The organism is Pseudomonas sp. NPDC087342 (genome assembly GCF_044744265.1).
Classification (GTDB): domain Bacteria; phylum Pseudomonadota; class Gammaproteobacteria; order Pseudomonadales; family Pseudomonadaceae; genus Aquipseudomonas; species Aquipseudomonas nunensis.
On record NZ_JBIUXZ010000001.1, the window covers coordinates 1235532 to 1259600 of the forward strand.

The window sequence follows — 24069 nt, forward strand, 5'->3', positions numbered from 1 at the left end:
ATGCACATTGCACTGCGTGCCGCCGGGTACAGCATCATGGCGATGTTCGTGAGTTGCGGTGTGGGCGCGCAAGCGCAAGCCCAGGACCTCGACACCCGGATCGGTAAAGTCGCCATGGAAGGCGAACTGCCGACCCATGAGTCCATCGCCAAGCTCTACGCCGAACTGGATTTCCAGCAGGCAACTCAAAGTTATTTATGGGCCTTGCCGCTGGTGTCCTACGCCCAGTGGCAGGAAGAATTTCGCGACAAGCTCGGTGCCCACAGCGGCGACTTGATGGTGCTCAACAGCTACGAAGACAAGCTCGGCGTGATCACCGCCAACGCCACCACGCCGTACATCCTCGGCTTCGTCGACCTGAATGAAACCGGGCCGCTGGTCATCGAACTGCCACCCGGCCCGACTGCCGGCGGTATCGGTGATTTCTGGCAACGGGCGATCATCGACATGGGCCAGACCGGCCCGGACAAAGGCAAGGGTGGCAAGTACCTGGTGCTGCCACCGGGCGCCGAACCACCGGCCGACGCTGGCAAGTATTACCTGGCCAAGTCGGAAACCATGAACGTGCTGGTGGGCTTTCGCGTCCTTGACCCAGACCCGGCCAAGGGCAAGGCGCTGGTCGAACAATTCAAGATGTACCCCTACGCCAAGCGCGCCGAGCCGAGCAAAACCAAACTGCTGTCCCCCGGCGGCAAGGCCTGGTCCGGCACCCAGCCGCGTGGCCTGGCGTACTGGGAGCGGCTGCACCAGATCATCCAGAAAGAGCCGGTCAACGAACGCGACCGTTTCTACATGGCGATGCTCGCCAGCCTGGGCATTGAAAAGGACAGACCGTTCAACCCCAACGACAAGCAACGTGCGGCATTGGAACAGGGTGCGCAAGTCGGTGAACTGATCGCCAAGGCTAACACCTTCGCCAAGCGCTTCCCGGATGCGCAGTATTGGAAAGACCGGCAGTGGGACACCGTGCTGAACATCGCCGAGCCGTCCCAGCGGGTCGCTTACTACGACCAGTTGTGGGAACGCAGCGCCTGGTTCTACGAGGCGGTGACCAACACCAAAGGCATGGTGTCGAAAACCCCGGGCCTGGGCCAGACCTACCTCGGCGCCTATACCGACGCCAAGGGCAACTGGCTCGACGGCGGCAAGAGCTATCGCCTGCACGTCGGCGCCAACCCGCCGGCCAAGCAGTTCTGGTCGATGACTGTGTACGACATCGACAGCCGCTGCCTGATCGACAACCCGCAGCGCAAGGCCGATCTGTCGTCCCGCCAGGACCTGAAAAAGAACGCTGACGGCTCGGTGGACCTGTACTTCGGCCCGACGGCGCCCAAGGGGTTTGAGAACAACTGGGTGCAAACGGTGCCGGGCAAGCACTGGTTCAGCTACTTCCGTTTGTATGCGCCGACCGAGGCCTATTTCGACAAGAGCTGGAAGCTTGATGACATTGCGCTGGTGGAGTGAAAACCGATGCCTGACATCACTCAGCCCCCCTGTGGGAGCGAGCTTGCTCGCGATGGCGATCTATCAGCCAGCATCAATGTTGAATGTGAAGCCGTCATCGCGAGCAAGCTCGCTCCCACAGGGACTGCGGCTTACCTGAATGACTTTGAAAGGACACCCCATGCACATTAAGAAAGCCCCCCGCCTGATGCTCGCCAGCCTTTCGCTCCTGCTGAGTTGCAGCGCCTGGGCCGACTTCACCGCCACCCCGGAGGAAGCCCGGGGCATTGCCAAGGAAGCCTACCTCTACGGCTTCCCGGTGGTGGAGATGTACAAGACCCTCTACACCCAGGCCGTGGACAAGGCCGGTTCGAACTTCAAGGCGCCGTTCAACAAGATCGGCAACACCGCCAAAGTCTTCACCCCGGCGGATACCGCGTTTGTCACGCCGAATTCCGACACGCCCTACTCCTTCGTCTGGATGGACCTGCGCGCCGAACCGGTGGTGCTGACCCTGCCGCCAATTGCGGAAAACCGCTATTACTCGGTGCAGTTGATCGACCTCTACACACAGAACTTCGCCTACCTGGGCACCCGCAGCACCGGCAACAAGGGCGGCACCTACATGATTGCCGGCCCGGACTGGCAGGGCCAACAGCCGGTGAATATCGACCGGTTGGTGCGCAGCGAAAGCAACATCGCTTACGCGTTGTACCGCACGCAGTTGTTCGACAATGCTGACCTGGCCAAGGTCAAGCTGATCCAGAACGCCTACAAGGTCCAGACCCTCAGCCAATACCTCAAGCAACCGGCGCCAGCCGCCGCGCCAAAGGTCGATTGGCCGAAGCCGACCGCCGACATGAGCGACACCCCCGACCTGTTCCGCTACCTGAATTTCATGCTCGGTTTCGCCCCGCCGCAGGACGTGGAAAAAGACCTGCTGGCGCGCTTCGCCAAGATCGGCATCGTCGGCGGCCAGCCGTTCAAGCTCACCACCCTTACCGCAGACCAACGCAAAGCGCTGGAGGACGGCATCGCGGACGCCAAAGCTGAATTCGCACAGTTCAAGAAAGACAAGGTCGACACCCACCAGGTCACCAGCGGTGATTTCTTCGGCACCCGCGATCACCTGAAGGGTAACTACCTGTATCGCTACGCCGGCGCCAACATGGGGATCTTCGGCAACTCCGCCGAAGAGGCAAATTACATCGGCTACTTCGTCGACAACCAGGGCAAACCGGTCAACGGTGCGCGTCACAGCTACACCCTGCACTTCAACAAAGACGAACTGCCGCCAGCCGACGCTTTCTGGTCGCTGACCATGTACGACGGCAAGACCAAGTTACTGGTTGCCAACCACATGAAGCGTTACCTGATCAACTCGCGGATGTTGCCCAAGCTCAAGCTCGACGCCGACGGTGGCCTGACCCTGTACGTGCAGCATTCGGAGCCAGTGGGCGACAAGAAACACAACTGGCTGCCAGCCCCCCACGGGCCGTTTTATGCCGTGCTGCGGGTCTACCTGCCGAAGCCGGAAATGGTCAGCGGCCAGTGGCAAATCCCGTTGCTGACGCCGATTGGCCAGTAAGCTGTAACCCGTCATACAGAACTTTGCAGGAGCACAAGCATGCGTTTGAACACATCAAGGATGACGGCACTGACGTTGGCCATGACCCCACTGCTGAGCCAGGCCGATAACGCCCGTGACTGGCAGAACCTGCCGACCGACCTGAACATGGTGTTCGGCTATTACAACCGCATCGACACCAACACGCCGATCGACACTGCGCTGCCGATCGATGGCCTGTCCTTGAACGCTGACCTGTACATCGCCCGTTATGCCCGCTCGTTCGCGGTGGACGGGCGCAACAGCGCGATCCAGATTCTGCAACCCTACGCCGACATTTCCGCATCGTTCGACAACGCGCAGTTTTTCGACGGCACCAAGCACAACGGCGGCATGGCCGACACCCAGTTTGTGCTAGTGCATAACCTGTTCGGCGGCCCGGCGCTGACCAAGGAAGAGTTCGCCAACTGGACCCCGGAAACCTTTCTTACCGGTGCCATCTGGATCACCGCGCCCACCGGGGATTACGACAAGGACCGGATCATCAACATCGGTTCCAACCGCTGGGCGTTCAAACCGGAAATCGCCTTTGGCACGCCTATCGGCCCGACCTGGCTCGAGTTCAACACCTACGTGTCGATGTACGGCGACAACAACGACTACCACGGTGACGGCAAGCTCGAGCAAAAGCCGCTCTACGCCATCGAAACTCACTACAGCTACACCATCAACCGTGCGTTGTGGGCGTCCCTGGATGCCACCTATAACCGTGGCGGCGAAACCAAGATCAACGGTGACTGGCAGGACAACAAACAGGAAAACGGCCTGTTCGGCGCCAGTGTCGGCTTCATGCTGTCGCCGCAGTTCGGCGGGCTGATCGCCTACTCGGACACGGTGTCGGAGCGTACCGGCTCGCCGGACGTGAACACTTGGACCTTGCGCCTGCAATACGCCTGGTAACGGAGGCTGATCGATGATCACGGCATGGATGCGCACAAACCTGACCCTCTGCGGGGCAATGCTCAGCGGCATGGCCTGTGCCGCCGGCAACTTGCCGGCCCTCGGCAGCACTCCCGCGCAACCGGTCGGCAAGGGCGATCCGGAAACCTGTCATCGATTGCAGCAAGATTTCGACATCGACCTGAAAAAAGTCGTGGCCGCCGGCTGCGATCCGTCCACCGAGCAAATCGCCAAGTTGATGGACAACCCGGTGGGCAACCTGGTGTTGCTGTTCAACCAATACGACTACACCGCGCTCAAGGGTCCGCACAGCAACAGCACGCGGATGCTCGGCAAGTACAGCTTTATGCCGACCTTCCCGATTTCCATCGGCGAAGACTGGAACCTGATCAACCGCTTGCCCATCAGCTACGTCAGCGCCCCGGTCAACCACAAGGCCGGCAACCTGATCGGCATGGGCCCGAATGAGTTGCTGCATGATCGCGGCGACTTCACCTCGGTGGTACAGGACCCGTTCGACCGCACCAGCGGTTTCGGCGACCTGGCGTATGTCGGGGTGTTCTCGCCCAAGGAGCCGATCCGCTTCGCCGGGGGCGGCAAAATGGTCTGGGGCTTCGGCCCGACCGCGATGTTCCCCACCGCTGAATACGACGTGCTCGGCACCGGCAAATACTCTCTCGGCCCGGCGTTCGTCGCTGCGTACCTGGGCGAAGACTGGACCCTCGGCCTGTTCCCGCAGCACTGGTGGTCGGTGGCGGGCGATAGCAAGCGCAAGGACGTGAGCCTGACCAACATCCAGTATTTCATCCAGCGCACCATCCCCGGCCCGGAGCAATGGCGGGTCGGCATGACGCCGAACGTCACGGTCAACTGGAAGGCCGAGGGCGGCAACAAGGTCACCTTCCCTATCGGCATCGGCGCCGGGCGAATCTTCAACTTCGGCAAGTTGCCGGTGCGGATTTCCGGCGAGATTCAGTATTCGGCGATTCACCCGGAAGACCTGATCAGCAGCCGCTGGAATTTCCGTTTGTCCTTCATCCCGGTCATTCCGACCTTTATGTTTTGAGCCAGGGAACTGCCATGACCGCACTCAACGATCTCAACGCCCTGCAAGCCAGCATCGCCGAATCCGTACTCGGCCAGGATCAAGTCATCCGGCAGATCCTGCTCGGTCTATTGGCGAACGGCCATTTACTCCTGGAAAGCCTGCCCGGCCTGGCCAAGACCCGCACGGTCAAGGCTTTGGCCAAGCACCTGGACGCGAAGATGAGCCGCATCCAGTTCACCCCGGATTTGCTGCCGTCGGACATCACCGGCGCCGAGGTGCTGCATCAGGTCGAAGGCAAGAATGAAATCCGCTTCCAGCCCGGGCCGCTGTTCGGCAACTTGATCCTGGCCGATGAAATCAACCGCGCTCCGGCCAAGGTCCAGGCTGCGCTGCTCGAAGCCATGGAAGAACGGCAGATTACCGTGGCCGGTAACAGCCATGTGTTGCCGGAACTGTTCATCGTGGTCGCGACCCAGAACCCGATCGAACAGGAAGGCACGTACCCGTTGCCGGAAGCGCAGATGGACCGTTTCCTGATGAAAGTGCTGCTGGATTACCCGAGCGCGGAAAACGAAAGTCAGGTGCTGCGGCTGCTGCGCGAGGAAGAGTTTGCCTTGGGTGCCAAAACTGCGCCGGTGCCGGGGTTTGCGCTGTCGCAGGAGGTGATTTTTGCCGCACGCCGTGAGGTCAGCGGCATTCATGTGTCCCCGGCCATCGACACCTACTTGGTCGACCTGATCAATGCCACGCGCCACCCGGCGGATTACGACGCCGACCTCGGCCGCTGGATTTCCATCGGCGCCAGCCCACGAGGCGGCATCGGCCTGGACCGTTGCGCCCGCGCCGATGCGTGGTTGCAAGGGCAGGATTTCGTCTCGCCGGACAACGTGCGCGCCGTGGTGCACCCGGTGCTGCGCCATCGCCTGCAACTGAGCTACGACGCGGTGGCTGACGGTGTGACAGCGGATCAAGTGCTCGACCGCTTGCTCGATAAAGTGGCGATTCCCGCCTGAGGTTGAAAATGAATAGTGCCGACGGGCTGGTCTATGTCTCTCTCGCGCAATTGATGGCGCTGGAGTTCAAGGCCCGTGACCTGAGTTTCCTTGCGCGCCAGCCCCAGGGCAGCATTCTCGCCGGCAACCATGCCTCGCGATTGCGGGGCCGTGGCTTGAATTTCGATGAGCTACGCCGCTATCAGCCGGGGGACGACTTGCGCCATCTGGACTGGCGCGCGTCCCTGCGCACCGGCAAACCGGTGGTGCGCACCTTCACCGAAGAGCGCGACCGCCCGGCGTTGATTCTGGTGGACCAGCGCATGTCGATGTTCTTCGGCTCACAGCGCAGCTTCAAATCGGCCGCCGCTGCCGAACTCGGCGCGTTGGCGGCGTGGATGGTGTTCAACGCCGGCGACCGGGTCGGCGGTTTGGTGTTCAACGACCAACGCATCGACAGCATCGCCCCGCTACGCAGCCGCAAACGGCTTGAAGCGCTGTGCAGCCGTATAGCTCAGCAGAATCAGGAACTCAACGCCGGCAACCCGGACGCCGAAGATGAAAACCAGCTCGACAAGGTCTTGCAGCATTGCCTGGCGGTGGCCGGGCACGATCATTTGATCTGCATCGTCAGCGACTTTGCGGGGGCTGGCGAACGCACCTTGAAACTGATGCGACAACTGGCCGCGCACAACGATGTAATCGCGATGCAAGTCTACGACCCATTGGCGCTGAACCTGCCGAAAAACGGCCGTTTGCTGGTGACACAGGGCCAGTTGCAAGTCGAACTGGCGGTGGAACAGCGCCGGGTGCATGAGCCGTTGGTGGATTTCCTCAGTGGCCGGTTCAAGGATGTCGCCACGCTGCTGCGCCGAAGCCAAGTGCCGCTGATGATGTTCAGCACAGCTACCGAGGCGCATGAACAATTGCGGGTTGAACTGGGCAAGCTCAGCGGTGGCCGGCGATGAATCCGAATATCCCGAGCATCGAACAACTCAAGGAGTTGGGATTGCCCGCGCCGGTCAGCTATGCACCGCAGACCTGGGGTTGGTGGGTGTTGCTGGGGTTGTTGGTGCTCGCGGTGGTGCTGGTGAGTGCGCGCAAGGTGTGGCAATGGCGGCGGGACCGGTATCGGCGGGAAGCGTTGGTGCGGCTGGCGGAGTTGCAGCGGCGCAGTGATGATTTGAGTGCGTTGCGCGAACTTCCGGAATTGCTGAAGAGAGTGGCCCTCTCAATCCCCGATCCTGTAGGAGCGAAGCTTGCTCGCGAAAGCCATAACGCGGAGCCTCTGAAAGACAGTGTCATCGTTCTTCGCGGGCAAGCCTCGCTCCTACGGGGGGTTGGCGCATTGGGCGGTGAAGAGTGGCAAGCCTTTCTGGAGGCGCACAGCGCCAAGCCTTTACCCGCAGATTTCAGCCAACACCTCGCCCAACTGGCCTACGCCTCGGACGCCACCCTGCGCGCCCTGCCCGCCGAACACCGCCAGCAGCTGTTCGACACCTGCAAACTTTGGGTGGAGCATCATCATGTGGCAGCTTGATTACCCCTGGCTGTTACTGCTGCTGCCGTTGCCGTGGTTCGGTTATCGCTACCTGCCCGTGTATCGCGAGGCCCGCAGCGCGGTGCGCGTGCCGTTTTTCAGTGCCATGAGCCGCGCGGTCGGCCAGGCACCGAGTGCGCCGGGTAGCCGCAGTAACGTCTGGCAGTTGCTGCTGAATTTGCTGGTCTGGGCTTTGTTGCTGGTGGCAGCGGCACGGCCCGTGTTCGTGGAAAAACCCATCGAGCGCCAGCAACCGGTACGCGACCTGATGCTCGCCATCGACATTTCCCAGTCCATGGAAACCACTGATTTCACCGACGCCAACGGCCAGAAGATCAATCGCCTCGCTGCTGTTAAAGAAGTCGTCCACGGCTTTATCGACAAGCGCAAAGAGGATCGCCTGGGCCTGATCGTGTTTGGCAGCGGCGCCTATGCGCAAGCGCCGCTGACCCTCGATCATGCCAGCCTTTCGCTGTTGCTCGACGACACCGGCATCGGCATGGCCGGACCCAACACCGCGATTGGCGATGCCATCGGCCTGAGCCTGAAACTGCTGGATCAAGCCCACGAACAAGAGAAAGTGCTGATCCTGCTCACCGACGGCAACGACACCAGCAGCGCCATCATCCCGGACCACGCCGCAGCCATGGCGGCGGCCAAAGGCGTGGTGATTCACACCATCGGCATCGGCGACCCGACCGCCGAAGGCGAAGCCAAGGTCAACCTGCAAGGCTTGCAGCAAATCGCCGAGGCCACGGGCGGTAAATTCTTCCGTGCCGAAGATCGCACGGCGCTGGATCAGGTCTACAGCACCCTCGACAAACTCACCCCGCATCAGGTGAAAACCCTCAGCCATCAGCCGAAACGGGATTTGTTCTGGTGGCCATTGGGCGCTGCAATCGGCTTGCTTGCGCTCTATCACCTCGGCGCCCTGCTGCGTCCGCGCCTGTCGATTGCCCGCCAGCGGCAGGAGGCTTGAGATGGAGATCAATCTCAGCGATTTCCACTTTCTGCGCCCACTCTGGCTATTGCTCGCACTGTTCGGTGCGTTGCTGCCGTTGCTGTGGCGCCGCAGTCATGACTTGCAACGACGCATGCGCGGCAATATCGCCGAGCACTTGTTGCCGCACCTGTTGATCACGCCACAGGATCAACAGCGGCTGCGTCCGGTGCATCTGGTGTGCGCGCTGTTGATCCTCGGCGCGCTCGCCGCTGCGGGGCCGACCTGGGAACAGGATCGCCCGGACTTCCTGGAAAACCGCGCGCCGTTGATCATCGCCATCGACCTCTCGCCATCGATGGACGCCACCGACGTGCCACCGAGTCGCCTCGAAGCGGCGAAACACAAACTCCACGACCTGATCCAGCGCCGTGCCGGTGCTCGCACAGGTTTGATCGCCTATGCCGGCAGTGCGCACCTGGTGTTGCCGCCCACCGATGATCCGGCGTTGCTCGACACCTTTATCCAGGCGCTGAGCACCGACCTGATCGGCAAATCCGGGAAAGACGTCAGCGCGGTGATCGAGCAAGCCAAGCGCCTGCTGGCCGCCGAGAAAACCCCGGGCACGCTGTTGCTGATTACCGATGGCGCCGACACCGCGCAACTCAGCGGCCTCGACAAACAACTAGATGACAGCCAACTGCAAGTCCTGATCCTCGCCGTGGGCAATGAAGACGGCGGGATCATCCACGACGCCAATGGCCAACCGCGTACCGACAGCAACGGTCGCCCGACGCTGGGCAGTTTCGATCAGGCCGCGCTCAAACAACTGGCTTCCGCGCTCGACGCACCGCTGGGCAGCCTGACGCTGAATAACGACGATCTGGACTGGGTCGAGTTGCACGCCCAGCAGCATTTCCAGAGTGCCAGCGATGAACAACGGGAATTGCACTGGAAAGACGCCGGTTACTGGCTGTGCTGGCCGTTGCTGCTGATCGCGTTCTTCAGCGTGCGCAAAGGCTGGAGCCTGAACTGGATGGCCGGTGTGCTGTTGGCGTTGGGCATTGGCCTGCAACCGAGCACAGCCGAAGCCAACGCCCTGACCGACGCGTTTTTCACCAAGGATCAGCAAGGTCGCTGGGCCTTCGAGCATGAGCATTTGCCCCAGGCTGCGGCGTTATTTGTCGACCCGTACTGGAAAGGCATCGCCGCCTACCACGCCGCCGATTACGACCTGGCACTGGCGAGTTTTGCGCGACTGCAAACACCCGAGGCGTATTTCTACCTGGGCAATATTTACGTGAAACGTTTCAAGTTCGATCAGGCGATTGCAGCGTATACCCAGGCGTTGAAATTGCGCCCGCAGTTCCCGGAAGCCACGGCCAATCTGGCGCTGGCGATTGCCTTGCAGAAAGACACTGACAGCGCCGAGCAGAACGCGCCGGAGACCAAGCCGGACGAGATCAAGATGGACAAGGCCCCGGGCAAAGGCCAGAGCAAAGCGGTGCAGACAGAGCAGGCGGGGTCGGATGCGTTGTGGTTGCAGAACCTGAGTACCTCGCCGGCGAAGTTCTTGAAGCAGAAGTTCAGTTTGCAGGATCAGGTCGGGGGTAATAAGCCATGACCCTTCTTGACCGAGTTGCCGCCTTCGCGAGCAGGCTCGCTCCCACATTTGGAATGCATTTCCCCTGTGGGAGCGAGCCTGCTCGCGAAGAGGCCAGCCCAGCCACTACAAAACTCTGCACCCTGCTCCTCTGCCTGCTCAGCACCCAAACCCTGGCCGCCGAACTCCAGATCCAGTCCCGCCTGCAACCCACCGATTCAATCATGGTCGGCAGCCTGGTCGAACTGCAACTCGACGTGCTCACCGACACTTGGTTCACCGATGCCCCGACCCTGCCTGACCTCAAGCTCAACGGCGCACTGGTCATGCCGCCCAACGGCCACGCCCAGCACCTGAACCAGACCATCGACGGCAAATCCTTCAGCGGCATGCGCTACAGCTACCTAATCACGCCGAACTTGGCCCAGGGTTTCGACATCCCGGGGTTGACCGTACGTGCCACGCCCGCGCAAGCCAGCGCCGAGCTCAGCGCCCAGAGTCAGCCGCTGCACTTCAGCGCCGCGCAACCGCCAGGGTTCAGCGCCGGTGAAGCGGTGCTGGTGGCCAGCGGAGTGCGTTTCACGCAAAAAACCTTCAACTCCGCGATACCGTTGAAGGTCGGCGACAGCCTCACCCGGCAACTGACCCTGCAAGCCGACGGTGCGCTGGCGATGGCGCTGCCAGTCCCGACATTGGCCGACGTCCCAGGTCTGAGCCGCTACCCAAAAGCCCCGCAGGTCAGCGCCATGGACGACGGTCGCGGCAACTTCAATGGCGGCCAGCGTATCGATACCGCCACTTACCGGATCGACACCGAAGGCAGCCACACCCTGCCCGCCATCGAGGTGAAATGGTGGGACAGCGGCAGCCAGCAGACCCGCACCGCCCAAGTGCCGGCCATTACCTTTGAAGCAGCGCCAAACAGCGCTTATCGCCCGGTGTTTTCCATCAGCGAAGACCTGAAGAAACTTAGCCAGCAACGCAGTCTGCATCTCTCCGGACATTGGTTGGGCTGGCTGGCAATCCTCGTGATCGTCGCCCTGCTCGGCTACTTCGCCCGTCCACTCATCCGTCGCACCTGGCTCGGCTGGCAGGCGAAACGCCAAGCCCGGCACGCTGCGTGGCTGCAATCGGCGGACTGCGCCTGGCAGCAGATTCCCGCACAAATCGAAGGCCGACCGGCGCAACTGAGCGCCCTGTACCTGTGGGTCAGGCGCCGTGGCAAAGGCCTGAAACTGACCAACCTCGGCCCACGCCTGCAAACCCTACTGCGCGCTTGTTACGGCCGCACACCGACCGAAGATCAGGCGCTGCGCCAACTCCAGCAATCCTTGGCTACGCTGCATAGTCAGGCCGAGCATCACCGGGCCCCGGCGCCTCCCGCGTTACGGCCACTCAACCCCGTCCACGAGAAGGAATTCCCATGACGAACCCGTTATCGATCCGCCACCGCTACGGGCTGACCCTACTGCTCACCTTGGCCCTGCCGCTGCTGGCCCAAGCCAACGAACCGCTGCCTTCGTGGAACGACGGCCCGGCGAAAAAAAGCATCATCGAATTCGTCCAGGCTGTCACCGATCAAACCAGCAAGGACTTCGTCAAACCTGCCGAACGCATCGCCGTGTTCGACAACGACGGCACCCTGTGGAGCGAGCAACCGGCGTATTTCGAGTTGTTGTTCGCCTTCGACGAGGTCAAGCGCACCGCGCCGCAACACCCGGAATGGAAAACCACCCAGCCCTTTAAAGCGGTGCTGGAAAACGATCACCAGGCGTTGGCCGCATCGGGCATGGAGGGCATCCTGAAAATTTTTGGCGCCACCCACACCGGCATGACCACCGAAGCCTTCGATGACTACGCCAAGACCTGGCTGAGTCAGGCCAAACACCCGAAGACCGGCAAGCCCTACACCGAGATGATCTTCCAGCCAATGCTGGAAATGCTCGACTACCTGCGCAGCCAGCAATTCAAGACCTACATCGTGTCTGGCGGCGACACCGCGTTCATGCGTGCGTTTGCCGAGAAGGTCTACGGCATCCCGCCGGAGCAAGTGATCGGCACCACGTTCGTCACCGCGTTCCAGTTCAAGGACGGCAAGGCGTCGATCGTGCGCACGCAGAAACTGGCGCACAACGACGATGGCCCGGGCAAACCGGAAAGCATCGATGCGGTGATCGGTCGGCGACCGATCCTGGCCTTCGGCAACTCCGACGGTGACCTGCAAATGCTCCAGTGGACCGCCGCCGGCAGCGGTAAACGCTTCATGGGCCTGGTGCACCACACCGACGCCAAACGCGAGTGGGCCTACGACCGCCAATCCTCGGTCGGCAAGCTGGACAAGGCGCTGGACGAAGCAAAATCCCGTGGCTGGACTATCGTGGACATGGCCGCCGAATGGCGCCGGGTCTACCCGTTCGAGTCCGCCACACCCGAGCAAGTGCAATAACAAAAGCGTTACGCAGGACCGCAAAAAACGTATGTCGCCTTGAGGCGACGCAAGTGAGCAAAAGGAGCAAGTCAGATGACTCGCATACGCAAGTGGCTACCGAAACTCGCCCTGGTGGCAGCCTCGGTCATGGCGATTTCGGCAACTGCCGGGGCCGCTGAAAAACCCAACATTCTCGTGATCTTCGGCGACGACATCGGCCAGACCAACATCAGCGCCTATTCCATGGGCGTGGTCGGGTACAAGACTCCGAACATCGACCGGATTGCCAAGGAAGGCATGATGTTCACCGACTACTACGCGGAGAACAGCTGCACCGCAGGACGGTCATCCTTTATCACCGGCCAGACGCCACTGCGTACCGGCCTGTCGAAAGTCGGCATTCCGGGTGCCCCGGTCGGCCTGCAAAAACGTGACATCACCATCGCCCAGGCGCTTAAAGGCCTCGGCTATTCCACCGGCCAGTTCGGCAAGAACCACTTGGGCGACCGGGATGAATACCTGCCGACCAATCACGGTTTCGACGAGTTCTTCGGCAACCTGTACCACCTCAACGCCGAAGAAGAACCCGAACGCCCGTACTGGCCCAAGGACGACCCTGAGTTCGTCAAGTCCAACACCCCGCGCGGCGTGATCCACAGCTTCGCCGATGGCAAGATTGAAGACACCGGTGCGCTGACCACCAAGCGCATGGAAACCATCGACGACGAAACCACTGCCGCCGCACAAGCGTTCATCGAGAAACAGGCCAAGGCGGACAAGCCGTTCTTTGTCTGGATGAACACCACGCGCATGCACGTGTTCACCCACGTACGCGATTCGATGAAGGGCCAGAGCGGCATGCCCGGCAACGAATACGCGGACGGCATGCTTGAGCATGACGGCGACGTCGGCAAACTGCTGAAAACCCTCGACGACCTGAAAATCGCCGACAACACCATCGTCGTCTACACCACCGACAACGGCCCGAACCAGTTCTCCTGGCCGGACGCGGCGACCACGCCGTTCCGCAACGAGAAGAACTCCAACTGGGAAGGCGCTTATCGGGTGCCGGCGATTATTCGTTGGCCGGGCAAGGTCAAGGCCGGCGAAGTGTCCAACGAGATGTTCTCGGGCATGGACTGGTTCCCGACCTTGCTCGCGGCGGCAGGCGATAACCAGGTGAAAGACAAACTGCTCAAGGGCTGGGCCCCCACGGCTGGCGGTACCAACTTCAAAGTGCACCTGGACGGCTACAACCAACTGCCGTACCTGACCGGCCAACAGCCTAAAGGTGAGCGTAAGGAGTTCTACTACTTCAACGATGACGGTGTGCTGGTTTCCATGCGCTTCGACAACTGGAAAGTGGTGTTCTGTGAACAGCGCCAACCGGGCGGCTTCAGGGTCTGGAGCGAACCGTTCGTGTGCCTGCGGGTGCCGAAAATCCTCAACCTGCGGATGGATCCGTATGAACGGGCCGACGTGGTGTCCGATCAGTTCTACGACTGGAACACCAAAAACGTCTACCTGGCAGGCGTCGCGGTGACCAAGTCTGCGGAATTCCTGCAGACGTTCATCGAGTATCCACCGAGCCAGAAACCGGCGAGCTTCAGCATTGACCAGATCCGTGCTGCGGTAGATGCCAAAATCGCAGAAAAAATGAAAGCGGCACCGGCTGCACAGTAAGACGCTTGAACGCCGCCCGCCCTCATCGGCGGGCGGCCTTATTCTTGGCTTGGGACCGTGTTGGCCCTTTCGCGAGCAAGCTTTGCTCCTACAGGTTCGGAGTCGCTCTTGTAGGAGCGAAGCTTGCTCGCGAAGAGGCCAGTACCGTCACAGGTTTTTTCAGATCGGAACAAGGCAACCCGCAATGTCCTCACGTGTCGCCAGCAAGTCGTCGGCCATACCCACTCCTCAAGTCGCCTCACCGGCGCTGTTGATCCCCGCCCTGCTGCTGTTCGTCTCCGGCGCGGCAGCGTTGGTGTATCAGGTGTTGTGGATCAAGCAACTGTCGCTGGTGGTGGGCGTCGAGGTGTATGCGATCACCACCGGGATCAGCGCATTTTTTGCCGGATTGGCACTCGGTGGTTTGCTGTTCGGGCGCTGGGCGGATCGCTTGCAGCAGCCGGTTCTGCTGTATGCCGGACTGGAAGTGCTGGTCGCCGTGATCGGCGTCGGTGCGACGTTCGCCATGAGCCTCGCCGCGAGTCCGTTCGCCTGGCTGGAACAGCACGTCGGCCTGTTGGCCTGGATGTTGCCGTTTGCCTTGGTCGGCATCCCGGCGCTGCTGATGGGCGGCACGCTGCCGGTGTTGGTGCGCTCGTTGGCCGCCGACCCGCAGCAATTGGGCAAGGCTGGCGGTCAGCTGTATGCGGCCAACACCGCTGGAGCAATCGCCGGCACCCTGCTCGCCGCGTTTGTGCTGATCGCCACCCTTGGCGTGCGCGGCAGTGCGCTGGCCGCCGCGATGCTCAACCTGCTGGCCGCTGCCGGTGCGCTGTGGTTCCAACGCCAGCGTTCGACGCCGCCCGCCGCACCAGTGAAACATCACGCGGACAAAGCCTCGGATCGCCTGGCGCTGTGGTTGTATTCCATCGCGGGCGGCGTGGCCTTGGGTTATGAAGTGGTCTGGTCGCAGTCCATCGTGCAATTCATGAGCACCCGCACCTATGCGTTTGCCGTCGTGTTGGCGACGTACCTCACTGGTCTGTTTCTCGGCAGTGCATTGCTGGCCCGTCGGGTCGAACGCATTCGTGATCCGTGGGGCGTGTTTGGTTTGCTGATAGCCGGTGCAGGGTTGATCGCACTATTGGAAATCGCCCTGCTCGGACGCTGGCTGATCGTCGCGCAAAGTGTCGCCGAAGCCTGGGTGCTGTCGTTGGGCGCCAGTGAACTGCTGGGCATGAGCACGCGGTTTGCGGTGGCGGCGCTGAGCATTGTGTTTGTGCCAACGTTGCTGCTGGGCGCGGCGTTTCCCCTGGCGCTGCGCTTGAGCGTGGGTCGCGAGCGGATCGGCCAGGATGTCGGCGCGGTGGTGGCGTTCAACACCCTTGGCGGGATTGTCGGGGTGATGCTTTGCGGCTTTCTGCTGATCCCGTTGCTGGGGCTGGTGCGCACTCTTGGGCTACTGGCGATTGTCGCCGCCGGGATCGGTTATTTCGCGGTGCGCAAAGGTCATCATGTGAAGAAAGGCCGGCGTCAGGCCGTGGTCGCGATTGGTCTGTTGTCCTTGGCGCTGGCGGTTTTCACCCCGGTCAACAAACTCGCGAGCCTGCTGCCCGGTGCACGCAATGCGACCTTGGCTTTCTATGAAGAAGGACGCGGCGGCACCGTAGCGGTGGTCACTCAGGGCAAGGGCGCGAAGGCCTTCCAGCGCTTATACATTCAAGGCGTGTCCAACACTGGCGACGCCATGCCGTCCCTGCGTTACATGCGCATTCAGGCGCTGTTGCCGCTGCTGATTCACAACAGCGAACCGCGTTCGGCGCTGGTGATCGGTTTCGGCACGGGCATTACCGCCGGAGCCCTGACCCGCTATCCGGGGCTGGAACATCGCGTAGTCGCCGAGTTGCTGCCGTCGGTGGTCAAGGCTGCGCCGCTGTTCAAGGGCAACTTCAATGCCGCCAGCGTTCCGGGCGTCGATGTGCGCTTGCGCGATGGCCGTCAGGAGCTACTGCGCAACCCGCAGACCTACGACCTGATCACCCTCGAACCACCACCGCCCTCTGCTGCCGGGGTGGTCAATCTCTATTCCCGGGACTTCTACCAATTGGCCGCCAGCCGTCTGGAGAAAAACGGACTGGTCGCCCAATGGTTGCCACTGCCGACCCAGAACATCGACGACTCACGTTCGCTGGTGCGCAGCTTCCTCGACGTCTACCCCTACGCCACCTTGTGGACCAGCGAGTTCCACGAAATGCTGCTGGTGGGCTCCATGCAGCCGATCGAACTGGATGCAGCGAAAATCACCCAGCGCTTCCAGCAGGACAGCGTTCGCAGCACCTTGCAGGACGTGGGCATTGGCTCGGCGGCGGCGTTGCTCGCGACCTGGGTAACCGACCGCGCGGGGCTCGAACGCTTTGCTGCTGACGCTGCACCGGTGACCGACGATCAACCGCGCATCGAGTACGCGCCGTGGGTCCGCGCCAAGGAAATCAGCCGCGTGTTGCCGGCGCTGCTCGACCTGCACGTCGCGCCACCGTTGGTGAATGCCGATGCGGGGTTCAATGAGCGGATGAACACCCACCGCCAGCGCCTGATGCAGTTTTATCGGGCGAGTTTGCATGCCTATGACGGCGACCGTGATGCCTGGGCCAGGGATATTGGCGAGGTGATGCGCGGGGATGGGGGGAATCCGTATTATCGGTGGTTTGTCGGGGAGTGATGCGGCGCCTGACAGATCGCCTTCGCGGGCAAGCCTCGCTCCTACAGGTTTACATATCCGTAGGAGCGAGGCTTGCCCGCGAAGGGGCCCTCAGCCTCAATACATTACTTGGACTTGAGTTTCAGATACGACTGATGCAAATCCGAAGCCCAGCCATCGATCACGCTTTTAACGTCATCGGCCTTCATCACCTGAGTGTCATTCTCCAGCGGTTTGCCGGTGCCTTTACGCACGACCTGGGCCACTACGCTGTTGTTGCCGCCATCGAGAAACACCGCTTCCGTGGCCAGGGTAGTTTCCTGATCACGAATCCCGCTGGCCGTGCTGACCGCCGCTGCCACTAACGCAATCGGGATCACTTCATAAGGCTTCAGGCCTTCGGTCTTGCTGCTGACCGCTGTAATCGCCGCACGCACCACGATCACGCCAGGCCCGGGACCGGCGGCCAATGGCAGGGATTTACCCAGTTCGCGCTTGAGCGCCTGGTCGTAGTAACCGGTGATGCCGTTAAGCGTGGCCTGGGGGATTTTCACCGTGGCTTGCGGCTTGGGATAGAGCTGGGTCGGCTCGATGTAGACGCTGGTGAATTTATCGACTTTGAGTTTAGGGTCCATCCAGCGCATGACCTCGGCGCCCGACGGCGACTTGGCTTCCTTGAGCTGGCTGTAGTCCTTGAGAAACCCCGAATACTGGTCAGGTTCGACCACTTTACTGGAGCAGCCGACCACCCCGATCGAGGCGATGCACAGTGTGCTCATCATTAACGCAAGCTTCATGCTGTAACTCCTGTAAGAGGATCGATAACGCAACGGGACTAGGTAGTTATAGCCAAATATCAATTATCTGCCGCCAACATCACGGAAGATTCATCTAAGGCTGTGGCTCAGCGCACAAAGCTCATTTGACAGACGCGTGCCATCCGGCAAAGCTGCACCGAGCTTCAAAAAGCGCGCCCTCAGCGGCCAACGCACTCGGACTATGGAAGTCGCAATGCCGAAGCATAAAAATAAAGCTGTAAACCCTAACCCTGATTCGCCACCGACCCTGATTAACCGCTACCTGTTTCCCGTCACCATCGGCGTCTTGCTGCTGGCCGTGGCGGCGATTGGCTGGTTTCTGTTCCATAGCAGCACACCGGCTCCGCCCAAGCCTGTCGCGGTCAGCGCGCCGGTCGTGCAACCGGTTAAACCGGTGGTGGCTGTGGCCCCGGCGACGATGGTCGATGAACAGCAATGCCAGGGTTGCCACACCGAGCAGGTCAAGGACTGGCAAGGTTCCCATCACCAATTGGCGATGCAACCGGCCACGGCCGAGACGATGCTGGGGGACTTCAACAACGTCACCTTCAAGGCCGAAAAAGAGACCACGGTGTTTTCGCGCAAGGGTGAGGATTTCTGGGTCAACACGCCGGGGATCGACGGCAAGAATGCCGACTTCAAAGTCGCCTACACCTTCGGCATCGCGCCGCTGCAGCAATACCTGATCGAGGTCGGCGAAGGTCGCTTGCAAGCCTTGGGCGTGGCCTGGGATACCGAGAAGCACCGCTGGTTTCATCTGTATCCGGGCCAGGGGGTGAACTTCAAAAACCCGCTGCACTGGAGCAAACCGAGCCAGAACGCCAACTTCATGTGCGTCGAGTGCCACACCACTGGGTACAAGCGCAATTTCGATGCGGCAAAAAACACCTTTGAAAGTCACTGGAACAGCCTCGGCGTCGGCTGCCAGGCGTGCCACGGTCCCGCGTCGAATCACCTCGAATGGACGGCGAAAAAAACCGATCTGATCCACGCCGGGTTTGCCGTCGATCTCAAGGACAAGAACGCCACCGTCGAGCTGGAAACCTGTGCGCGCTGCCACTCGCGCCGCGCACCGTTGGGCGATGGCTACACCGTCGGCAAGCGCTTGATGGATGACTACCTGCCGAGCACCCTCACCCGCGAACTGTATGCGCTGGACGGCAAGATCAAGGACGAAGTGTTCGAACACGGCTCCTTCGCCCAAAGCAAAATGTTCGACAAGGGCGTGCGTTGCAGTAACTGCCACAACCCGCACAGCACCGAGCTCAAGGCTCCGGGCAACGGCGTGTGCCTGCAATGCCACAACACCGCCGGCAAGACCGCAGTGGAAGGCGTCGATGGCAAAGGGCTGCTAGCAAAGAACTACGATTCCATCGAACACACCCGCCACACCATGGGTCAACCGGGCTCGCAGTGCGTGGATTGCCATATGCCGGGCAAGTTTTACATGGGCAACGACTTCCGCCATGACCATAGCTTCAGTATTCCCAACCCTGGGCGGGCGGCGAAACTCGGTACGCCGGACGCTTGCCTGACCTGTCACCAGGGCAAGGCCGGGGACAAGGTCACCGAGCAGTTCAAACTGTGGAACACAGCCAACGCTTCGCCGGTTCAGGCGCCGCGCTACGACGAAAGCCTGTGGCTGATCCGCAACGGTCAACCGGGCGCCGCGCAAGCTTTGTATGAGCAGTTACAGCGCAGCAACCTGCCGGCGATCCAACGGGCGACCCTGCTGGCCGAGCTGCCGCTGTACCCGAGCGACCAGGCGCTGAAACTGGCAACCCAGGACCTGAGCAGCCCGGCGCCGCAAGTGCGTGAAAGCGCGGTGCGGGCGATCAGTGCGTTCCTGCCGCCAGCCGAGCGCGCGCCGCTGCTGACGCCATTGCTCGGTGATCCGGTGAAAGCGGTACGGATTGTCGCTGCCCGGGATCTGCTGAACGTCGCCCGCAATGGTTTGGGCAACGCCCAGGCCAACTGGAACGCGGCCATTGCCGAATACGAGGACGTGCAGAAAAGCCTGGCAGAACGCGCCGAGGCCAACCTCAATCTGGCGATGCTGTATCAGGCCAGTGGTCGTACGGAAGAAGTCGAACCGCTGCTTCGCGCCGCGCTCAAGCGTGATCCGGACTTTTACCCGGCGCTGGTGACGCTGGTGCAATGGCTGGAGGCCAGTGGCCGCGGTTCTGAAGCGCAAACGCTGCTGGAGCAGAGCGTCAAGGATCACCCGGACGCCGCCCTGCTGGTACACACCCAAGGCCTGTCGCTGATTCGTGCGGGGAAAACCGCGCAAGCCATGCCGCTGCTGCACAAAGCCGCCACGCTGGAGCCCCAGAGTGCGCAGTACGGGTATGTGCTGGCGGTGGCGTTGCATGACAGTGGCAAGGTGGATGAGGCGTGCCTTGAGCTGGAAAGGTTGTTGAAAGTGCAGCCGGCGAATCGGAATGCGCGGTTGTCGTTGATCCAGTATTACCTGGAGAACGGCCAGGAGCCCAAGGCCCAGGTGTTGTTGCAGGGTTGGAAGAAAATGAACATGGGGGATCCGGCGTTGAAATAACCCGCCCCGTAGCAGCTGTCGAGCACCGCGAGGCAGCGTTCGGCGGCGAAGCCGTCGTGAAATCAGGCGGCGCGGTTTTTCAGGTAAACCGCGTGCACAGGTTTTGCGACGGCTTCGCCGCCGAACGCTGCCTCGCGCTGCTCGACAGCTGCTACGGGATTCACCAGGTCGACCCACTCCGCGCCGCCAATTCCCGCCGGCTATTGGCTCGCATCGCCTTCACCAGCGACACCGTTCCCACCAGCAAAATCGCTGAGCCAAACAAAAAGTCGATGTTGTACAACTGGAAGTCCTGCAACGGCCCCACCAGCAACACCCGGACCGCAGCAACCCCCACCAGCGTGGCCAAAAAGTCGATTCCCGGTTCATCGCGATAAAACACATGCATCAGCGGCAGGCAGATCACCAGCAACAACAGCAGCACAATCACCTTGAACGAGCCTTTGCGCTCGACGCTGAACGCGCATTCAGTGGTCGCGTAAGGCTTGTAATCCTCATCGCGCACCAGCGAACTTTTCTCGTTGATGTATTCCGCGCGGTTGTATTTCTGGATCGGCGTAAAGGTGTTCGACATCTCCATCACGGTGGTGATGTGGCGGAAACGCAGGTCGATGCGCTCGTTACCCTTGAGGTAATACAGCACCGGCTTGTAACCATAGCGGTAAGTGTCGAAGGGAAAGTCGGTGGTGCGCCCCTGCACGCCGATCGGTCGCGACTCCAGTTCGGCGTAGGCACTTTTGTTGTCGGCGGCGAGGTTGCGGCTCAGGGGTTTGATCCTGACCTGCTCAAGGAAGATCGGCGTGGCGCCGAACGACCATTGCAGTGGTTCCAGGCGCAGGCGCAGTTCGTTGCGGCCCAGGTCATAGCGATTGAAGGTACGCTCGGAAACGATCACCGAACCGCCGAGCATGAACTCGCCACGCAGGTTATTGGTGACGCGCAGGGTCAGTTGATCCTTGCCCAGGGACAACGCGTCGGCCGACGGCGGCGTGCCGCACCAGGCGGTGCTGTCGTAGGCGCCGCCCAACTGCCCGCCACGGTTTTCCTGGAATACGTAGATGTAGCCGCCCCACAGGGTCAGCATCAGCAGAAATGCCGTCAGCCCCAAAATCTTTTTGCCGAAACTCACAACGCCAGACTCCCTTCTTGATTTCGTCCATGTAGCCAATGCAGCGGACTCTACCAAAATGCCAGTACTGGCCCAAGCAAAAACACTCCCTGACTACGCCCTGTAGCAGCTGAGGAGCAACGCGAGGCAGCGTCCGGCGGCGAAGCCGTCGTGAAATCACCTAACGCGGTGTATTAGGCTGACCGTGAACGCAGGGTTTACGACGGCTTCGCCGCCGGACGCTGCCTCGCGTTGCTCGACAGCTGCTACAGAAAGCTCAGCGGCGCCGGAATAATGGCCTAGGCTCAATCACCGAACGCCCATACAACACGCTCATCCCCGCCAGCCCTTTAAGCGCATCTTCAGCCGACTTATCCTCACGCACCGCAAAACTATCAAAACCGCATTGCCGCATATGACTCAGCTGATCGCGCAACACATCGCCAATCGCACGCAATTCACCGGTCCACCCCAGTCGAGTGCGCAGCAGATACGCCTGGCTGTAACCACGACCATCACGAAAACTCGGAAAATCCAGCGCAATCAATGGCAGCAGGTTGAAGCAGGATTTCAGGCTTTCAACCTCATCGTCCGGCCCAAGCCAGACAGCATGCCGCGCCGGGTTATCCAGCCAGCGGGCCAGCGGCAGAATCAAGCGTCCCGCCGGCAGTTCAGCGTCGATCTCCCGCACCAATGTCCACGGGTCATCCAGATCAATCCGCGCCACACCCTCCTCCAGCCGCAACAGATTGTTCATGCCGACGCCTCCAGCACTTTCGGATAAACCCGTTCCTTGAACGGTTCCAGCCCAATGCGTTGCACCGTATCGACGAACAACTCCTCACTTTCGCGGTAACGCACGAAGGTGCTGATGATCCGCTCAATCACATCCGGCACTTCAGCCGCGCTAAAGGACGGCCCGATCACTTTACCCAAAGCGCTGTGCTTGCCCTGGGCGCCGCCGAGGGTGATCTGGTACCACTCGCTGCCATTCTTATCGACGCCCAGGATGCCGATATTGCCAATATGGTGATGGCCGCAGGCGTTCATGCAGCCGGAGATGTTGAGGCTGATCTCGCCCAGATCGTGAAGGTAATCCAGGTCTTCGAATCGTCCTTGAATGGCTTGGGCGATAGGGATCGACTTGGCGTTGGCCAGCGCGCAAAAGTCGCCGCCAGGGCAAGCGATGATGTCGGTCAGCAAGCCGATATTGGCGCAGCCCAGGCCTTGGTCGCAGGCCAGGCACCACAGCGTATACAGGTCAGCCTTGGTCACGTCCGGCAGCACGATGTTCTGTTCGTGGGCGATGCGGATCTCGCCGAAACCGAACTGCTCGGACCAGTCGGCCACCGCGCCCATCTGCTCGGCCGTGACGTCCCCCGGCGGAGACGCGATGCCCGGCTTGGTCGAGAGCACCACGCTGGCGTAACCCGGCACTTTGTGCGGCTGCACATTGCGCGCGACCCAGCGGGCGAAGGCCGGGTTCTGCGCCAGGCGCGTGCCGAAATCCAGGTCGGTGCCCGCCAGCGTTTGATACAACGGCGGCACGAAGGCACTGGCCACGCGCTCATATTCGACGTCGGTCAATTGCGCCGGACCGTCCTTGAGATGTTGCCACTCCTCTTCCACTTCCTGGGAGAAGGCGTCGATACCCAGCGCCTTCACCAGAATCTTGATCCGCGCTTTGTACTTGTTATCCCGCCGACCGTGGCGGTTGTAGACCCGCAGCACCGCCTCGACGTAGGACAACAAATGCTGCCATGGCAAGCCTTCGCGAATCTGCAGACCGAGGATCGGCGTACGCCCGAGGCCACCGCCGACGATCACTCGCAAGAGCATTTGCCCGTCGGTGCCGGGGTAAAGATAGAGGCCGATGTCATGCATCATGATCGCCGCGCGGTCCTGTTTCGCCGAACAGATGGCAATCTTGAACTTGCGCGGCAGGAACAGGAATTCCGGGTTGATGGTCGACCACTGCCGGAGGATTTCCGCCAGCGGGCGCGGGTCGATCAGTTCGTCCGCCGCGACCCCGGCGAAGGCTTCGGTGGTGATGTTGCGCACGCAATTGCCAGAGGTCTGGATCGCGTGCATTTCCACCTGGGCCAGGCGTTCGAGGATGTCCGGCACCTGAGCCAGTTCGATCCAGTTGAACTGCATGTTCTGCCGGGTGGTGAAGTGACCGTAACCACGGTCGTAATCCCGGGCAATGCTCGCCAGGGTACGCATCTGCCCGGCGCTCAACGTGCCATAGGGAATCGCCACTCGCAGCATGTAGGCGTGCTTTTGCATGTACAGGCCGTTTTGCAGGCGCAGCGGCAGGAACTCTTCTTCGCTCAATTCACCGGCCATGAAACGCTCGACCTGATCGCGAAACTGCGCGACCCGTTCGAACACCAGCGCCCGGTCATAGTCGTCGTACTGATACATCTCGCTACCTCATCAGGGTTGACCCGTAGCAGCTGTCGAGCACCGCGAGGCTGCGCTCGGCGGCGAAGCCGTCGTTAAATCAGGCGACGCGGTGCATCAGGCAGACCGCGAACAAAGGGTTTGCGACGGCTTCGCCGCCGAACGCTGCCTCGCGTTGCTCGACAGCTGCTACGGGGTTTATGGCAGCGACTATGAACCTGCGGCGCAGCGCGTTACAGATCCACCTGAAAGCTAAAAAACCGTATCAGAGCGCGGCAGATGGCCGCAGGTATGCCCCGTAT

At 61.2% G+C, this 24069-nt stretch carries 18 protein-coding genes; 14 read left to right on the top strand and 4 right to left on the bottom strand.

All coding sequences use genetic code 11. From position 1 onward, the window contains the following. The 13 genes from ACIOYV_RS05550 (at nt 1) to ACIOYV_RS05610 (ending at nt 16902) form a co-directional block, all read left to right on the top strand. The gene (locus ACIOYV_RS05550; RefSeq protein ID WP_401321559.1) at nt 1-1464 is read left to right on the top strand and encodes a DUF1254 domain-containing protein; all 1464 of its coding nucleotides are present in this window, start codon (nt 1-3) and stop codon (nt 1462-1464) included. 160 nt (nt 1465-1624) lie between these two features. Further along, nucleotides 1625-3031 (top strand): DUF1254 domain-containing protein, encoded by a 1407-nt coding sequence (locus tag ACIOYV_RS05555; protein WP_401321561.1) that lies wholly within the window; start codon nt 1625-1627, stop codon nt 3029-3031. Nucleotides 3032-3070: 39 nt separating this feature from the next. Then, nucleotides 3071-3970 (top strand): transporter, encoded by a 900-nt coding sequence (locus tag ACIOYV_RS05560; protein ID WP_054614920.1) that lies wholly within the window; start codon nt 3071-3073, stop codon nt 3968-3970. 28 nt (nt 3971-3998) lie between these two features. Continuing rightward, a complete protein-coding gene (locus ACIOYV_RS05565) occupies nt 3999-5036 on the top strand; it encodes a hypothetical protein (protein ID WP_401322612.1) in 1038 nt (345 codons plus the stop codon). Nucleotides 5037-5050: 14 nt separating this feature from the next. Then, nucleotides 5051-6031: a MoxR family ATPase gene (locus tag ACIOYV_RS05570; protein ID WP_163909939.1), complete on the top strand. Its 981-nt coding sequence runs from the start codon at nt 5051-5053 to the stop codon at nt 6029-6031. A gap of 8 nt (nt 6032-6039) precedes the next feature. Further along, entirely contained in the window at nt 6040-6978 is a 939-nt protein-coding gene (locus ACIOYV_RS05575; RefSeq protein WP_401321563.1) for a DUF58 domain-containing protein, read from the top strand. Beyond that, a complete protein-coding gene (locus tag ACIOYV_RS05580; RefSeq protein WP_401321566.1) occupies nt 6975-7550 on the top strand; it encodes a DUF4381 domain-containing protein in 576 nt (191 codons plus the stop codon). The genes ACIOYV_RS05575 and ACIOYV_RS05580 overlap by 4 nt, the downstream gene beginning before the upstream one ends. Then, nucleotides 7537-8529: a vWA domain-containing protein gene (locus ACIOYV_RS05585; protein ID WP_401321569.1), complete on the top strand. Its 993-nt coding sequence runs from the start codon at nt 7537-7539 to the stop codon at nt 8527-8529. Before ACIOYV_RS05580 ends, ACIOYV_RS05585 begins: the two co-directional genes overlap by 14 nt. 1 nt (nt 8530) lies before the next feature. Continuing rightward, on the top strand, nt 8531-10114 hold the full coding sequence (locus tag ACIOYV_RS05590) for a VWA domain-containing protein (protein ID WP_401321571.1): 1584 nt from the start codon (nt 8531-8533) through the stop codon (nt 10112-10114). Further along, nucleotides 10111-11520, top strand: a complete 1410-nt coding sequence (locus ACIOYV_RS05595; protein ID WP_401321574.1) for a hypothetical protein — start codon at nt 10111-10113, stop codon at nt 11518-11520. The genes ACIOYV_RS05590 and ACIOYV_RS05595 overlap by 4 nt, the downstream gene beginning before the upstream one ends. Further along, entirely contained in the window at nt 11517-12539 is a 1023-nt protein-coding gene (locus ACIOYV_RS05600) for an HAD family hydrolase (protein WP_401321576.1), read from the top strand. Before ACIOYV_RS05595 ends, ACIOYV_RS05600 begins: the two co-directional genes overlap by 4 nt. Before the next feature lie 75 nt (nt 12540-12614). Further along, nucleotides 12615-14204 (top strand): arylsulfatase, encoded by a 1590-nt coding sequence (locus tag ACIOYV_RS05605; protein WP_401321578.1) that lies wholly within the window; start codon nt 12615-12617, stop codon nt 14202-14204. Between the two features lie 184 nt (nt 14205-14388). Further along, nucleotides 14389-16902, top strand: coding sequence for a fused MFS/spermidine synthase (locus ACIOYV_RS05610; RefSeq protein WP_401321580.1), 2514 nt, complete (start codon nt 14389-14391; stop codon nt 16900-16902). A 104-nt stretch (nt 16903-17006) separates the two neighbouring features. On the opposite strand, the gene ACIOYV_RS05615 is transcribed toward ACIOYV_RS05610, so the two are convergent. Then, nucleotides 17007-17678 carry a DUF3313 domain-containing protein gene (locus ACIOYV_RS05615; protein WP_401321581.1) on the bottom strand — a complete coding sequence of 224 codons (672 nt, stop codon included), beginning with the start codon at nt 17676-17678 and terminating at the stop codon, nt 17007-17009. 214 nt (nt 17679-17892) lie between these two features. On the opposite strand from ACIOYV_RS05615, the gene ACIOYV_RS05620 reads away from it, so the two are divergent. Then, nucleotides 17893-20253 (top strand): tetratricopeptide repeat protein, encoded by a 2361-nt coding sequence (locus ACIOYV_RS05620; protein ID WP_401321584.1) that lies wholly within the window; start codon nt 17893-17895, stop codon nt 20251-20253. Nucleotides 20254-20413: 160 nt separating this feature from the next. On the opposite strand, the gene ACIOYV_RS05625 is transcribed toward ACIOYV_RS05620, so the two are convergent. From ACIOYV_RS05625 to ACIOYV_RS05635, 3 genes are all read right to left on the bottom strand, one after another. Next, the gene (locus tag ACIOYV_RS05625) at nt 20414-21382 is read right to left on the bottom strand and encodes a hypothetical protein (protein ID WP_401321586.1); all 969 of its coding nucleotides are present in this window, start codon (nt 21380-21382) and stop codon (nt 20414-20416) included. 256 nt (nt 21383-21638) lie between these two features. Beyond that, on the bottom strand, nt 21639-22118 hold the full coding sequence (locus tag ACIOYV_RS05630) for a DUF934 domain-containing protein (protein WP_401321589.1): 480 nt from the start codon (nt 22116-22118) through the stop codon (nt 21639-21641). After that, complete coding sequence (locus ACIOYV_RS05635; protein ID WP_401321592.1) at nt 22115-23788, bottom strand: nitrite/sulfite reductase; 1674 nt, start codon at nt 23786-23788, stop codon at nt 22115-22117. Before ACIOYV_RS05635 ends, ACIOYV_RS05630 begins: the two co-directional genes overlap by 4 nt. Nucleotides 23789-24069: the final 281 nt, after the last annotated feature.

Coding starts and splice junctions, on each gene's coding strand:
- ACIOYV_RS05550 (WP_401321559.1), top strand. CDS start 1: ATGCACATTGCACTGCGTGCCGCCGGGTACAGCATCATGGCGATGTTC.
- ACIOYV_RS05555 (WP_401321561.1), top strand. CDS start 1,625: ATGCACATTAAGAAAGCCCCCCGCCTGATGCTCGCCAGCCTTTCGCTC.
- ACIOYV_RS05560 (WP_054614920.1), top strand. CDS start 3,071: ATGCGTTTGAACACATCAAGGATGACGGCACTGACGTTGGCCATGACC.
- ACIOYV_RS05565 (WP_401322612.1), top strand. CDS start 3,999: ATGCGCACAAACCTGACCCTCTGCGGGGCAATGCTCAGCGGCATGGCC.
- ACIOYV_RS05570 (WP_163909939.1), top strand. CDS start 5,051: ATGACCGCACTCAACGATCTCAACGCCCTGCAAGCCAGCATCGCCGAA.
- ACIOYV_RS05575 (WP_401321563.1), top strand. CDS start 6,040: ATGAATAGTGCCGACGGGCTGGTCTATGTCTCTCTCGCGCAATTGATG.
- ACIOYV_RS05580 (WP_401321566.1), top strand. CDS start 6,975: ATGAATCCGAATATCCCGAGCATCGAACAACTCAAGGAGTTGGGATTG.
- ACIOYV_RS05585 (WP_401321569.1), top strand. CDS start 7,537: ATGTGGCAGCTTGATTACCCCTGGCTGTTACTGCTGCTGCCGTTGCCG.
- ACIOYV_RS05590 (WP_401321571.1), top strand. CDS start 8,531: ATGGAGATCAATCTCAGCGATTTCCACTTTCTGCGCCCACTCTGGCTA.
- ACIOYV_RS05595 (WP_401321574.1), top strand. CDS start 10,111: ATGACCCTTCTTGACCGAGTTGCCGCCTTCGCGAGCAGGCTCGCTCCC.
- ACIOYV_RS05600 (WP_401321576.1), top strand. CDS start 11,517: ATGACGAACCCGTTATCGATCCGCCACCGCTACGGGCTGACCCTACTG.
- ACIOYV_RS05605 (WP_401321578.1), top strand. CDS start 12,615: ATGACTCGCATACGCAAGTGGCTACCGAAACTCGCCCTGGTGGCAGCC.
- ACIOYV_RS05610 (WP_401321580.1), top strand. CDS start 14,389: ATGTCCTCACGTGTCGCCAGCAAGTCGTCGGCCATACCCACTCCTCAA.
- ACIOYV_RS05615 (WP_401321581.1), bottom strand. CDS start 17,678: ATGAAGCTTGCGTTAATGATGAGCACACTGTGCATCGCCTCGATCGGG.
- ACIOYV_RS05620 (WP_401321584.1), top strand. CDS start 17,893: ATGCCGAAGCATAAAAATAAAGCTGTAAACCCTAACCCTGATTCGCCA.
- ACIOYV_RS05630 (WP_401321589.1), bottom strand. CDS start 22,118: ATGAACAATCTGTTGCGGCTGGAGGAGGGTGTGGCGCGGATTGATCTG.
- ACIOYV_RS05635 (WP_401321592.1), bottom strand. CDS start 23,788: ATGTATCAGTACGACGACTATGACCGGGCGCTGGTGTTCGAACGGGTC.